This window comes from Kosmotoga pacifica (genome assembly GCF_001027025.1).
Classification (GTDB): domain Bacteria; phylum Thermotogota; class Thermotogae; order Petrotogales; family Kosmotogaceae; genus Kosmotoga_B; species Kosmotoga_B pacifica.
Window position 1 is genome coordinate 1,298,865 of the sequence record NZ_CP011232.1, and the last position, 13,530, is coordinate 1,312,394.

Annotated in this window: 14 protein-coding genes; 8 read left to right on the top strand and 6 right to left on the bottom strand. The window is 40.8% G+C overall.

All coding sequences use genetic code 11. The annotated features are described in order from the left end of the window. Position 1: 1 nt before the first annotated feature. The 5 genes from IX53_RS06040 to IX53_RS06060 form a co-directional block, all read right to left on the bottom strand. Positions 2–1,120 carry a PP2C family protein-serine/threonine phosphatase gene (locus tag IX53_RS06040; RefSeq protein WP_047754585.1) on the bottom strand — a complete coding sequence of 373 codons (1,119 nt, stop codon included), beginning with the start codon at positions 1,118–1,120 and terminating at the stop codon, positions 2–4. A gap of 175 nt (positions 1,121–1,295) precedes the next feature. Beyond that, positions 1,296–4,304 (bottom strand): ABC transporter permease, encoded by a 3,009-nt coding sequence (locus IX53_RS06045; protein WP_053001213.1) that lies wholly within the window; start codon positions 4,302–4,304, stop codon positions 1,296–1,298. Continuing rightward, complete coding sequence (locus tag IX53_RS06050; protein ID WP_047754586.1) at positions 4,301–4,999, bottom strand: ABC transporter ATP-binding protein; 699 nt, start codon at positions 4,997–4,999, stop codon at positions 4,301–4,303. Before IX53_RS06050 ends, IX53_RS06045 begins: the two co-directional genes overlap by 4 nt. Before the next feature lie 12 nt (positions 5,000–5,011). Further along, positions 5,012–5,545 carry a hypothetical protein gene (locus IX53_RS06055; protein ID WP_047754587.1) on the bottom strand — a complete coding sequence of 178 codons (534 nt, stop codon included), beginning with the start codon at positions 5,543–5,545 and terminating at the stop codon, positions 5,012–5,014. Continuing rightward, on the bottom strand, positions 5,538–6,152 hold the full coding sequence (locus IX53_RS06060; RefSeq protein WP_047754588.1) for a PRC-barrel domain-containing protein: 615 nt from the start codon (positions 6,150–6,152) through the stop codon (positions 5,538–5,540). The genes IX53_RS06055 and IX53_RS06060 overlap by 8 nt, the downstream gene beginning before the upstream one ends. 56 nt (positions 6,153–6,208) lie before the next feature. Here IX53_RS06060 and IX53_RS06065 point away from each other — a divergent pair, with 56 nt between their 5' ends. The 6 genes from IX53_RS06065 (at position 6,209) to IX53_RS10910 (ending at position 10,011) form a co-directional block, all read left to right on the top strand. Beyond that, positions 6,209–6,754 carry a chromate transporter gene (locus IX53_RS06065; RefSeq protein WP_047755494.1) on the top strand — a complete coding sequence of 182 codons (546 nt, stop codon included), beginning with the start codon at positions 6,209–6,211 and terminating at the stop codon, positions 6,752–6,754. Beyond that, on the top strand, positions 6,747–7,271 hold the full coding sequence (locus IX53_RS06070) for a chromate transporter (RefSeq protein ID WP_047754589.1): 525 nt from the start codon (positions 6,747–6,749) through the stop codon (positions 7,269–7,271). Before IX53_RS06065 ends, IX53_RS06070 begins: the two co-directional genes overlap by 8 nt. 116 nt (positions 7,272–7,387) lie before the next feature. Then, on the top strand, positions 7,388–7,915 hold the full coding sequence (locus IX53_RS06075; RefSeq protein ID WP_047754590.1) for a TraR/DksA C4-type zinc finger protein: 528 nt from the start codon (positions 7,388–7,390) through the stop codon (positions 7,913–7,915). Between the two features lie 83 nt (positions 7,916–7,998). Further along, a complete protein-coding gene (locus IX53_RS06080) occupies positions 7,999–8,727 on the top strand; it encodes a coiled-coil domain-containing protein (RefSeq protein WP_047754591.1) in 729 nt (242 codons plus the stop codon). Between the two features lie 78 nt (positions 8,728–8,805). After that, complete coding sequence (locus IX53_RS06085; protein ID WP_053001215.1) at positions 8,806–9,567, top strand: alpha/beta hydrolase family protein; 762 nt, start codon at positions 8,806–8,808, stop codon at positions 9,565–9,567. Between the two features lie 261 nt (positions 9,568–9,828). Continuing rightward, positions 9,829–10,011, top strand: a complete 183-nt coding sequence (locus tag IX53_RS10910; RefSeq protein ID WP_156173121.1) for a hypothetical protein — start codon at positions 9,829–9,831, stop codon at positions 10,009–10,011. 37 nt (positions 10,012–10,048) lie between these two features. Here IX53_RS10910 and IX53_RS06090 read toward each other — a convergent pair whose 3' ends face one another. Continuing rightward, entirely contained in the window at positions 10,049–11,605 is a 1,557-nt protein-coding gene (locus IX53_RS06090) for an HD domain-containing phosphohydrolase (RefSeq protein WP_169746200.1), read from the bottom strand. A gap of 354 nt (positions 11,606–11,959) precedes the next feature. Between IX53_RS06090 and IX53_RS06095 the strand changes: the two genes are divergently transcribed. Next, positions 11,960–12,805, top strand: coding sequence for a DUF2156 domain-containing protein (locus IX53_RS06095; protein WP_273229568.1), 846 nt, complete (start codon positions 11,960–11,962; stop codon positions 12,803–12,805). A 16-nt stretch (positions 12,806–12,821) separates the two neighbouring features. Further along, positions 12,822–13,523, top strand: a complete 702-nt coding sequence (locus tag IX53_RS06100; RefSeq protein ID WP_047754595.1) for a hypothetical protein — start codon at positions 12,822–12,824, stop codon at positions 13,521–13,523. The last annotated feature ends 7 nt before the right edge of the window (positions 13,524–13,530 follow it).

A 13,530-nucleotide genomic window follows, 5' to 3' on the forward strand; every position in this document is an offset into this window, starting at 1 on the left:
GTCATATTTTTATACCAATGATTGAGATATCATCATCAAATTCCTCTGATTCCCTGAATGATTTAAGAAGTTCATAAGCTCTGTGTACCTGTTCTTTCAAACTCAAGTTTCTGCTCTCAACAAGGCTTTTTTTGAATCTTTCCGTGCCGTAGATCTCTCCTTTGCTGTTTGTTGCTTCGGTGACGCCATCTGTATACAGAAAAAACCTTGTACCAGGGGTAAGTTTGTAAATCCCCGTGAGTCCCCTCAACATGCCTATACCTATGACGCTTTCCGAAGGTTCTTTCAATTCCAGTGCTTCTTCCAGCAGCAAAAAAGGTGCCGGATGTCCCGCGTTAGATATTTCTACTGTTTTACTGGAGAAATCAAAGACCATTGCGGTGATCGTGAAAAATAGTTCAAAATATTCAAACTTAAAATTCTTTTCGAGCTCAAGCATGAACTCATTGAGTTCAAAATTTGGATGATTGTTCAAGTAGTCCTCAATGAACCTGTGAACAATTACTGAAAGCATGGCGGCATTTACTCCATGACCTGCGATATCGGCAAGATAAATCATAACTCTTTTTTCATCAAGAACAAGGATATCGAAAATGTCCCCTCCGACTTTATAGGAAGGCTCGTATATCCAGTATATGCTGTCGAAATATCCCTCGGGTGGTGTAGAAGGAACCAGAGATTTCTGAATTCTGGATGCTGCAATAAGGTCTTTCTCGAGGATACTGACGGCGTTTTCCAGGGAATTTATCAGATTGTGAAGCTTTAATTGTGTGTTCACCCTCAAAAGTACCTCTTCGTGTAAGAAGGGTTTAGTTATGAAATCAACCGCACCGTTCCTGAGAGCGCTGAGTTTGTTTTCCTGATCGGTAGATCCAGTGAGGACAATTATGGGGATTTTGCTCAGAGTATCGCTTTTTTTGAGATCACTGAGAAGTTTCAAGCCGTTCATATCCGGCAACATCAGATCCAGAAGAATCAGATCCGGTGATTCGAGCTCCGCGATGTCGTATCCCACTTTTGCATCGGGAGCCTCCATAACGGTATGTCCGGCTTTATTGAGAATCAATTTTAACAACATTCTGATGGTTCTATCATCATCAATAACAAGGATTTTCCCCATTTTTTATCCCTCGAGTAGATTCTATCATAGAAAAATGCTCTGGCTCAAAGAGAATATCGAGAGGCTTTCGTAGTGAAAATAGTGCCGTCAGGTTTTGGTGCCTCTTTTAAAATCCGCCCACTATCAAGCTTAAAAGGTACTAAAATGCGATGATTTGCACATGGAATTTCGGTATTCACTCAAAATATCGAATTGCTTCAGCTGGAGGGAGCCTTGATGCGAGGTAGCTGGGTATAAGCGTTGATAGCAGTGAGATAATATAAAAACTCAAACCCATTATGAACAACTGTGACCAAGGAATGTAGATGCTCATACCCTCCATAGCCGGTGAAGTGAACATTTCGTAAGTTGTAAGCGTACCTGTTATGAAACCCATCAAAAGGCCAAGAATCACTGAAAAACTTGCTTCAACCCAGAAGGAACTGAAAACCATGTTTTGTGTAAACCCTATAGCCTTGAGGATGCCTATAATCCTCTTCCGCCTGTAAAAAGCTTTGAACATGGTAATGGCAGTGCCGACTATTCCCACGAACATTCCAAAATACAGAAATGACCTGAAAATCTCAACAATTCCTTTTATAGAGCTAGTTATGATGTTGAGGACGTCATCAACGAAAATGGATATCATACCTGATAGGGCTGCAAAGGAACTGAACCGATCGTAGTTTCTCTTTTTTTCTTCGTAGTCACTCCCATTGAGTTTTACAAAAAACATCGCGCTATCTATCTGTTTCCTTATCTCAGCGGGCAGGTTCTTGTAATAGAGGAAAATGCCGTTGAATACTGAAAGCGTGTCTTCGGGGATAACGCCGGCTATGGAAACATTCATGGGCTTTTCGAGTTTAATCCAGTTCCTTTCAAATTCGCCTCTCATCTGATAGCCTGTGAACAGTCGGCTTGATGATAAACTGAGAATTTCTAACTTATCACCCGGTGCGATGTCATTTAGAACACTTCCGGATATCACCGCAACGTTAGCATGAGACATAATATATTCCCATAAAATCGCTATATTTGATTTTGCTCCCTTCAGATCATCAAACGTCTCGAGTTTCTTTATGGAGAAAGAGCTCCCTTTTGCAAATCCATCATCTAGAAGGTAAATATTGACGTTTTTTTCTTTACCAGATTCCGTTCGAATTCTAACCCTTCCCACAAGTATCTTTGAGGCCGCGGATATCCCTTCGACACTTATGAGTTCCGTTGCCGATAGTGTGGTGTTGCCAGACAGGGAAGATGCATAGACATCGTAGCCATAGAGAAAGAGATTTCTGCTTTCTAATAAGTGTCTTTCCTGCGTATAGGGAATGATAGAGATTATCGTAATGATGTAAACAACGATAGCATACATCGCTATTGTAAGGGCAGTGGTAAGTCTGTTTCTTGAAGGAAAAGCGATCGAGATCTTCAACGTGGGGGCATTTTTGCCGCTATGTTTGAAGAGTTTAAGCAATAGCCACTCAAAAAATTTGAGGTTGTAGGTCCCAAGTAGCATAACTGCCAGTAAAATGGAAAATCCTTTGACTGCTATCAGGCTTATTGAATCGGAACTCGCTTTACTCACAAAGTCGATCGAATTACTCCAGAAAACAAAGATAAGTGTACCGATACTGAATAGAGAAACAAGGATTCGCTTTCTTTTGACTGGCATAGCGAGAGACACCGTAAAGAGTACAAACACAATGCCAAGGACAAAAAGGGTTGCATTCTGTGAACGATAACTGAGATATGATACCACTGTGGAGAAGATCGCAGCAACAAATATCAGTACTTTGAAGCTTCTGGTACCACTATCGAACTCCTCAGGCATGTTTCTTACGGCTCTGACTATGTTCATCTTAGAAATTTTCCTTCCAGCGTAGAGTGTTACAAGCATGGGTATCAACATTCCCAGAAGGAAACCGTAAACCAATGTAGAAGGCTTAACGTAGAAATTAAAAGTAGTTTCAAAAGTGCTTGTATTGAGCCTTGATCCAACAGAAGATACGAGAGTTGAGATGTTGTTCACAAGATTCACAAACCTCGTGAGTATGAATTTCGTTATCAGCAGGCCAGTGGGTATGCCTGCCAGAGCAGCAAAAAGCGAATAAAAAAAGCCTTCGAAAATTATAACTTTTGAAACCTCGCTTTTTTTGAAACCGATGGCCCTGAGTGTACCGAGTTCCACCTTTCTCTCTTCTGCTAACATGATGTAAATGTTGATAAGCAAGAAAACACCAGCAACAATGGCAAAAAGACTCAATGCAAGAAAAATAAGGCCAACATTCCCTTGAGAAGCTCTCGAAATGGCATCGCTTTTAACGTTTTCAATTTCGAAAAAATTTCCTGAATTCGATTTTATGAGCTCAGCGACCTTTTCTGTCAGCGTCTCTCCTTCAAGATAATCTCCTTTGTTTGAAACAAGAACCTCACTGAACGCTTCAGGAACATTGACACCAAGTACTTTTCTGGCAGCGCTGGCATCCAGAAACAGAGTACCTGCGGAAGGAGTCATTTCCCCTCCAGAATAGTTAACGAGTCCCTTACCATCCACTATACTGATTATCTTCACGATGGGCAGTTTCTTCCACGTCAACAAACGATAACTCGGGTCCGGCAAAATTTCTAATAGGTCGCCTTCTTTGATCCCAAGCGCCTGGGCAAGATTTTTGTTGACAACAGCACCGACGATATCACCATTTTTCATATGAACCTTCGCAAAGATCTCGTTATCTCCGCTTCCGAAGGATTGGAGTTCCTCAAAATCAGCCCCAACCAGTAATGCATCTAATGTCTTTTCTGGGTTTAACTTTCTGGTTTCGCCAGGAATACCTACAGTTACATTCTTCGATATTATAGGAACAACTCCATCTATCAGATCGGATTCCACTAATTTGAGAATATGTTCTTTCAGTTCCTTGGACTCGAAATACGGTTTATCGTCAGCGGGTCGGAGTATCTCATCGATTTCACCGTAAGAATATTCTACCCGGGAATAAAGGAACTTCTGGAAAGAATCGTTCATCGCCATAGAGCCCACTATAAGGGCTGTTCCTATTAGCGAGCCGAGGACTACAAGGAGTGTTTCCGCTTTTCTCCGAAAAGCGTTTCTAAAGCTCATCTTCAACATCACAGGATTTCTGAACATAGTGAACAAAAGCCAGAGAATAAGAGCGACAACGGAATAAACCAAAATTTTTATCACTTAAACCGCGCTCCCGGTGTTTCCATAGAGAGGATTCTGCCGCTATCCATTCGCACAATTCTATTGGTATAAGCAGCTACCCTTTCGTCATGAGTAACGATGACAAAGGTCTGATTGTATTTTTCATTGAGTTCCACAATGAGTTTCATCAGCTCCTCACTTGATTCTGTATCCAAAGCACCGGTGGGCTCATCAGCCCAGACGATCTTTGGTCTATGAACGAGGGCGCGCCCAATGGCTACACGTTGTCTTTCCCCTCCACTCAGTTGAGAAGGTAAATAATTATCGCGTCCATGAATTCTCAGTTTTTCCAGCATTTCGAGGGCTCTCTCTCTCGCTTCTTTCAAAGAATATCCCAGTGTTAACAGGGGAAGCTCAATGTTTTCTACTGCTGTTAGGACCGGAATGAGGTTGTAGAACTGAAAAACGAAGCCCATGTTTGCCGCTCTAAAGCGAGTCTTCAGGTTGTCATCCATTTTATGCAATGGCTTACCACTTACTATTACTTCTCCTGAGGTGGGATCATCTATTCCTGAAAGGCAGTTTAATAGAGTGCTCTTCCCGCAACCTGAAGGCCCTATTATCGCAAGAATCTCTCCTTCTTCAATTTCAAGATCTATGTCTTTAAGTGCTTCAACTTTGACTTCTCCAGAATTGTAAACCTTGCACAATTTCTTTGCGAATACTATCGCCACAGTATCATCCTCTCAATCTTTCTTTACGCTATCTATCCTATCGGCAATTTGTTTGATTTGTTTGAAAAACGCGTTTATCCCGGCTATAGAGAAAAATATAACCGCAAACATGCCTCCATAACCAGAAACCAGTAGTAGAATTTTCTTCATCCCTTCGAATTCCATAGATGCATATGTACCCAGTATGGGAAAGATGGGAGCCAGTATAAGAGAAAATAAGAACAACTTTCTTTGGACTTTAGCGATGGAGAGAAGCCTTTTTTTTATGCTTTCAATATTTTCCTTCAACTCGTTTAGTTCAAGTTTTTCGTTCTTTTCGAGTCGGGACACAGCCGCATCAATATCATTAAAGAGATAACCTCCGTTCAGGAAGATTTCTATTCTTTTTCTAAGAATTTTTGGGAGAAATTTGCCGTTACCCAAGAAGTACACAAAAATTATGCATATCGGGAAAAGTGCCAAGATACTGTATTCCCGAGCCATAGAATTCAATGTAAAAACCAGAACCATCACTGCAAGGTAATAGACGAGGTATCTGTCAATCATACTTATCAGGCAATTTTTCCAGCATTGTTTCTGAAGCGGAAACCTTCAGAAATGACTCCTCAATCTGACTAACCCAATCTATCGGGATAAGTTTGAGGTAAGTCTTTCCTCCAACTTTAATCTCTGCAATGAAATGGGTTATATGCCCCAGTTCGTCAAGTAGAACACTTCGTAATCTTCCGATTTCATGTTCTTCAATAGAAAGTATTTGAACTCCAGATTCGATTGCCTGAGAACCTTCGCTGAGATTATAACTGACAGCCAGAGGTGGCAAGGGATAGATTTCCGGATAGTCTCCTACAGGTCTTAGCCAATAGAGGGGTTTTACCTCTCCTTCGAGAGTCTCACCTGGTAAGAAATAAGTCTCTTCAAAGTCCTGGAGTTCATTGATCTGCGAAGCTTCAATCTTGAGCCTTATCTCGTCTGAAGCGGCAAACTGGACTGAACCAATGGGAACCAGTTTTGCCCTTCTATTAAATACACCTTTTTCGACAACGATATGAGTAACCTCATTCGTAGAAGGATGGAATACCACTCTAGTGAGTCTTCCAAGGTTTTTACCATCTGCTGATATGACTTTTGCCCCCCATCTCAGCCTATTTTCCATATCCCCACCTCCTGAGTTTATTTTACCACTCTGTAGTAAAATCTATCTGTATGGGTATGAAAGCGACTGGAAAACTATTGAAAGTGTTTTCGATTTTTGCCAGCATAAGCGCCGTTACAATTGGCGGTGGCTATGCCATGATACCTGTTATAAGAGAATATGTGGTAAAAAGACACGCAATTGTCACCGAAAGCGAGTTTCTCGAGGCAGTGGCTAGAGCTCAAAGTGTGCCTGGCGCTATCGCTGTAAATCTTGCCCTCATTCTCGGTAGTAAAATCGCGGGAATTTCCGGAGCTATAACTGCACTCTTCGGAGTTGTAATCCCGCCATTTATAATCATGATAATGATAGCCTCCCTATTTAAAAACATTATAAGCGTAGATGCCTTTTCTGGGTTTCTTTATGGAATAAGAGCCGGGGTTACTGCCATATTGGTTTATCTATCTTACCTGTTGATACTTAGTAAGTTCAAGAAAATGAAAGTATTGGTATCTCTGCTCATCATAACGCTATTTGTTTTAGTTCTCAAAATATCGTTGTTCTGGACTGTGCTGATAACGACCGTTGTTGTTTATGTGATTCAAGGTGAGAAAAATGATTGAAGTTTTTCTGGCTTTTCTTAGAATAGGTTTTATCGCCTTTGGGGGCGGGTATGGTGCTATTGGGTTGATACAGGATGAAGTTGTGCAGATACACCATTGGTTCACCCAGGAGGAATTTTTAGATTTTCTTTCAATTGCCCAAATGACACCGGGACCAATTGGACTCAATGCATCGACCTTTATTGGTTATAGATTGCATGGATTCACAGGTGCGTTGTTGGCCACTACTGGTTTTATACTCCCAAGTATTCTGTGGGTATTTGTGCTATTAAAAACATTAAAACTTATTTCGAAACTGGTGGATGAGACGCGTCTTATTGGAGCACTCAAAGGAACGGCTTTGGTTCTCATCCTGGTCGCCACTTGTCGTATAGGAAGTTCCTCGATAACAGATATCCTCTCTTTGCTTATTTTCATTGGCGCCTTTTTATTTCTGCTTTTCTTTAAGAAGCTCTCCCCTATCTGGGTAATCCTCGGTAGTGGTATTGTCGGTCTCGCGCTGACTGTGTTCTTTTGAGTTTTTTTGTTAAAATGAAAGTGGATGTAATTGCATAGAGGATCTTTCTTTTACTGTAATATTGGGTAATTATCTGCTGCTTGTTTCATGCTAAGTGTTTGTGGGGAGGCCTGAAAATGCTAAAAGTTTGTTCTTCGTGTGGAAAGCCATTTCCAAAAAGCCGGATTATAAAGATCGATGGAAAAAACTACTGTCTTGAATGCGCGAGTAAAATCGAGAAGAGTAAGAATCGTTTGGGACTGTCCGAATTTGGTGTGCCTGATATCATAGCACTTTCTGTGGACACACTTCCTGTTGACATCGAGAGATATTTCCAAGCAGTGTCCGCTGAAGCGATCTTAAGGCTTGACACCAAATCCATAAAGATATCTAAAAGCGCGGGTAAAATAGCCAATGTTATTTCACTCACCTACGAACTCGATATGTTAAAGCTTTCTTTGCTTGAGGACCTGAAAGTTCAGGCAGCAATATTCGGCGCAAACGCCATCATCGGTTTGAGGACTTCTATGAGTACTATAGAATCCCTCGACAGTGAAAAATTTATTCTCGTTTCTATGAGTGGCACACCTGTTATAGTTTCAGATACCTCCATTCTGACTTATCATGGGCATAAAATTAAGAAAAGCCGAAAAAAAGAAGAGTGATTATTAGAAAATTATTAGAAACTCAACCTTTCTCCGTCGAAGATGTCGAAAGAGTGTACAACTTTAAAGGAGGAGGGATTTTTGTGAGGAAAGCATTTGCGTTTTTTATGATCATTTTGCTCTCCGTAACCGCTGTTTTAGCTGCTTCGCCCTTTGTCGAAAGAGCTCCAAATCCTGATGTGGTTAAGCTGGAGATGTCCATCAAGATCCTCAGAGTGTTTAGAGAGATAGGTCTCACCAAAGAACAGGCTGCAAAACTCTATGAGGGCCTTGAGGATATAAGGGGAACCATTGAGGAGCTCATGGAAAAGAGGGTAAATTTCCTCGAAGAGTTTAAAAGGGCCCTTATCGATGGTGATAGGGAGCAGATTGAAAGAATAAACGCTCGACTTAAGGAGCTTGAGAAAAACTTTGTGAAGATAAGAGAATCAGTTGAGCTCCTTTTCAAAGAGAACATTACTGTAGCACAAGCAGAAAAGTTGGAGAAGATATTGCAAAGAGAGTTCAACGAGAGGCTTCAGAGAATGGGAGTCAGGCCGGAGGTGCTCAAAGAGAAAATCGAACATTTCAGAAAGACCCCTGAAGAGCTCATGGACAGAATCCCTGAGGCAATGAAGCAGAGGTTAAGGAATATGAGTCCTGAAGAAAGAGCAGAAGCGATCAAAAACATGGAGGCAAGATTCAAAGAAGCGAAGGCAAATCTCAAACAGCAACTGCCAGAAATAAGAAAACGCGCGTTTGAAAGAATTGGAAGGTTCATTTTCTCTCCTATCTTTCTCGATACGCTAAGAGAATATGCTGGTATTGAATAACTGAATGATTTAGTGCTGAGATATGACGGGGCGGGATTTCCCGCCCTTTTTGTTATACTTTTTCCAGGAGGGATGATGGTGGAAAAAATACCGTTTTTCATTGGCGAAGAGGGGAAAAGGCTCTTCGGAATTATTCAAAAACCGGAAGGAGAGGGAAAATTTCCCCTGGTAATATTTTCTCATGGCTTTACTGGCAGCCATCTTGAGCCACATTTTATCTTTAGAAGGGCAGCGGATGCCCTTTGTGAAAATGGTATCGTAAGCGTAAGATTCGATTTCTTCGGTTCAGGGAATAGCGATGGCGAATTTGAAGAAATGACGCTGGACACTGAGTTAGCAGATCTTGAACGTATTTATAACTACGTGTTGTCTCTACCATATGTAGCAAAAGGCAGGATAGGCTTTTTGGGGTTCAGTATGGGTGGAGTCATAACGGCGATGTTCAGTGGAAAGCACCCTGAAATCCCTTGCGCTGTGTGTCTTTGGGCTCCGGCGATACTGAACAAAGAAATTTTTGTCTTTCAACGCGAAAAAATGAATAAAGATTTTGATAAAAGGGGTCTTTTGGATATTGGAGGACTTTATATAAGTGAGAAATTTTATAAAAGTGTGGTGCAGGAAAACAGCTACGAGTACCTGAAGAGATACATGGGACCTGTGAGGATTATCCATGGCACTTCAGACGAAGCTGTTCCCTTTTCTCACAGTGAGATGGTCGCTATGGAAAGAGGTTACGAACTGATCACCATAGAAGGTGCGGGTCACACCTTCAATAATCGTTCAGAAGTTGATCAATTGATAAAGAGTACAACCGATTTTTTTGTTTCATGGCTAAAATGATATAAATTAGAAAGAAAAACGGGCGAAAATATGTAAATTTCGCCCGTTTTTTTATTCGATTTGGCAGTTCAAACGTATGATATATTAATGGATTTCAAATCAAGAGGATTTCAAAGAAAACGCTAATAAATCCTATTATCGGTTAGTTCTTTTTATTTTTTTAGATTACATTGATTTATATTCTATTTTCTTCTGAATATTCCCTGATAATCCTTTTTTGAATTTATTGCTCTTAAATTGTAGAATTTAACTGTCAAACGAATGAGATATACTAAAGTACTCAGAGAAAGAAAAATACTAACAATTATATCGAACGACCTATTATTGGAATCTATCTTTGAGTTATACATAAAAAATCTGGAAAAGGGGGTAATGAGAATGTTGATGATGGGACCCGGAATGTGGCAGATACCTGACGAAGAGGAAGAATTCGACCCTACTTAGCTGAAGAAATATTAGTTTCTATGATAAATATAGGGGCTTAGCCCCTATTTTTTTGGTGTGATAAAAATGTATTCAAAATTTCTGACCAGATATCACTAAAGTCTGCTTCGTCAGGCTGGTGAATTCCCTCTCTCAAACATTCTGAAAAGGCGCGTATGACATCTTTACTGGCGAGCTTCTCATTTTGCTCGATAATATAGGCGAGGGCTTCTTCAGTTGAAAGCGCTTTCCTATAAGGTCTATCGGTAGTCAAGGCATCGAACACATCTGCTACAGCAACGATTTGGGCCAGGAGTGGGATGTGGTACAGTTCAAGCCCCTTCGGATAGCCAGTGCCATCACCTCTTTCGTGGTGGTAAAGAACCACATTTACAATTTCTTGAGGGAATTTCATCTTTTCGAGTTTAGAGGCCCCGTAATCAGGATGCATTTTGATGATTTTGTACTCTTCCAAATTTAACCTGTCGGGCTTGTTCAATATATTAGAAGGGATTATTGTCTTTCCATAGTCGTGAAGCATGGCACCAACTGCAAGGTAGAAGAGCTGTGTCCTTGATAAGTTCAGTTTCTCTCCCATCCGATAGGCTATGCTCGATACTCTGAGTGTATGTGACGCGGTGTAGGGGTCTTTGGATCGGATTTCAGCTATCAACTGTGAAAATATGCTGACGACGCTGTCGAAAAGATTCTTTATCATACCGCGGAGGTGAGGGGACACGGTCTTGTAAGCGCTCAAGAGCTGGAAGGCTTGAATTATCTTTTTGAGCCCTTCTATGTTGTTCTTTTTGGAGAGTTCAAGAGCAGCTTCCAGAATTAAAGCCTCACCCTGTAGATAGGAATTGAATTTGAAATCTTCAAAATCTTTTAGTTTATTCAGGTAATATTCAGTTTTTTCAGTTTTGTTGATTCTTGAATAGAAGTGTCCTAAAAAAATATATGATCTCCAGTTTCCGACCCAAGAATCTTTATATTTATTGAGGTTCTCTAATTTTTTTACTGCTTTTTTCGCGTTTTCAAAGTCCTGGATTTGGAGAAATACCTTTAACTTTAAGGTATTTAAATATCCATTAATAGAAGGCCAGTCAATTAGTTTGACATTCTCCAGTATTTTTATAGAAAGGTTATACCTTTCTCTTCCGTAATAATAATCCGCGATGTTCAACTTTATAACATCTTGGACGACGTTCTCATCCGTCAATTCTAATGCTTTTTTGTAGAAGTATAGAGCCATATCATCACCGGGAAATTGAGCAGAGATCAATCCAAGGGCGTTGTAGTATTCCGATCGAATTTCTCCAGGAACAGCATCCTCAAAAGAAAGCAGTTCTTTGTAATATTTGATGACTTCGTCCGAAAAGCCAAGTTCAAACGCTGTCATCATCTTCAGGTATTTCATTGTAATTTCCATAGCCTGGGGCACCTGGTGTCTTTTTATGAAGTCGGAACCGAGGGCTGCCACCATATAAGCGTGCATTCCCATGTTTTTTATGCTGTAATATCTTGTCAATTCGAAGATTCCCTGTAGCACTTCTTCGGGGGTATATGAAACACTCAGTTGTTCTGAAACAGGTTGCTTGTCAAAACTCCTTGACATAAAAATATCAAGGGCAATCGCGAGAGGAAGACAACCCTTGTGGTTTTCCCGATTTAAAAAAATATCCCTCAGCTCGCTTCTTAAGCTATAAGCGGAAGTATAATCCAAGGTTTTTGCGAGGTGTCTCAGCCTGCGCCGACAGTCATTCTGCATCATAATCAACCAGAGTTATTTTACCATTTAAGCTTTTAATGACGGATATACTCATTAACAATTTACTAAATGGTTGCAAATTATCCGTGAATCATACGTTTGATTATCGTTGATTTCCCGATGACGTTATAATTAGACGGAGGTGATAGTATCAAATTTGAGCCAGTAAGGCCCGAACTTTTCGAAAGATTCCAGTATTATCTGGATAGATATAACGTAGAAAATTCCAAACTTGCCTTTGTGAATCTCCTTGCATATGGTCACTTCCACGGCGCCAGGGTCACCTTTGAAGGGGATACGATGGTGGTTTTGAGTTTTCCTGCGGGGCAAAGGCCAGCGATTTTTCCACCGCTTGTGCCCAAGGAAAAACTTAAAACATGTGTAGAAAGACTCAGAACGTACTTTTTTGAAGAATTCGGGGAGCCTCTCAGAGTAAGGGATAGTGATACGGAATTCATTTATTTGCTTAAGAGTAATGGAATAGATTTTGAAAGAATCGAAGTAAGAGGACAGTGGGAATACATTTATCGTGCAAAGGACTTGAGGACTTTATCAGGCAGGAAATTACACAAAAAGAAAAACAGAGTGAATAAGTTTCTTAAGGCCCATCCCACGTATAGTAGCCGGCTTCTCAAAGCAAAAGACAGAGATGCCGTTTTAGCCTTTTTCAAAGAGTGGTGCAAACAGAAAGGCTGCGATAATGACGAAAATCTGTTGCGGGAACGAGAATCCATAGCGAGACTCTTTTGCCTTATGGACAAATTACCTGTGAAAGGCATTATATCTTTCGTTGATGGTGTTGTTCGAGGATTCTCCATAGGCACTTATCTTAGAAAGGGAATTTTTGTTGTTATGGTCGAGAAAGCTGATCTTTCAAAGGAGTTTGAGGGGCTCTATGCGATAGTTAGGAGAGACACAGCAAGAATAGCAGCATCGGACTGTGAATTTATTAACCTGCAGCAGGATCTGAACATTCCTGGTATAAGAAAGGCAAAACTATCCTGGAAACCGTGTAAAATATTGGTGTGCGATACCTTGATCCTTTAAAAAGGGGGGGATATGTGTGCTTAGCGTTTTTCAGGAATTCGCGGATATCCTTGAGGGTCTTGTTTCGTGGCTGAAAAGTGCCGACATCGAGAGTCTCAGGAGCTTCATCGATTCCTTTGAAAGCCTCAGCCCCGGAGTAATGGTAGTACTCGCACTCGTCGGGTTACTCTTTGCATTCCTTGGACGAAAGATCTTTATTATTCTCTATACAGCTGTCTGGGCATTAGCTGGTTATTATATTGGTTTTAAATGGGGGGACTCGATGGGTAGTACGCTTTATGGTGTTGAGCTGGGTTTATTGATTGCGGTGCTTCTTCCAATGCTCGCTGTCAAAGCAAAAAAGATTTTTTTGTTCATTATTGCCATGATAGCGACGATGTTTCTCTGTGTATACTTACTCTCCAGCCTTGGCATAGGGAGTAACCTGAACATTCTCGATCCTTACTTCTTTGCCGCTGGGATCATCATCGCCCTGTTCATAGTGAGAATGGAGAGCCAACTCGTAATAATATTGACCTCTCTGATAGGTAGTTTTCTTTTAGGACTTGTCGTGGCAAGGTATGTTCCTTCAACCCAGTTATCAGGACCTGTTGCTTTGATCCTCTCACTGGTGGTCATTTTTATTATCAGTCTTTTTGTGCAGTTGAAGTGGTATTCGAAGGAAAAGATGGAATCTGATATAGTGGAAGAAATCATAAAAGAAATTAAGAAAACATGAGGAGGGC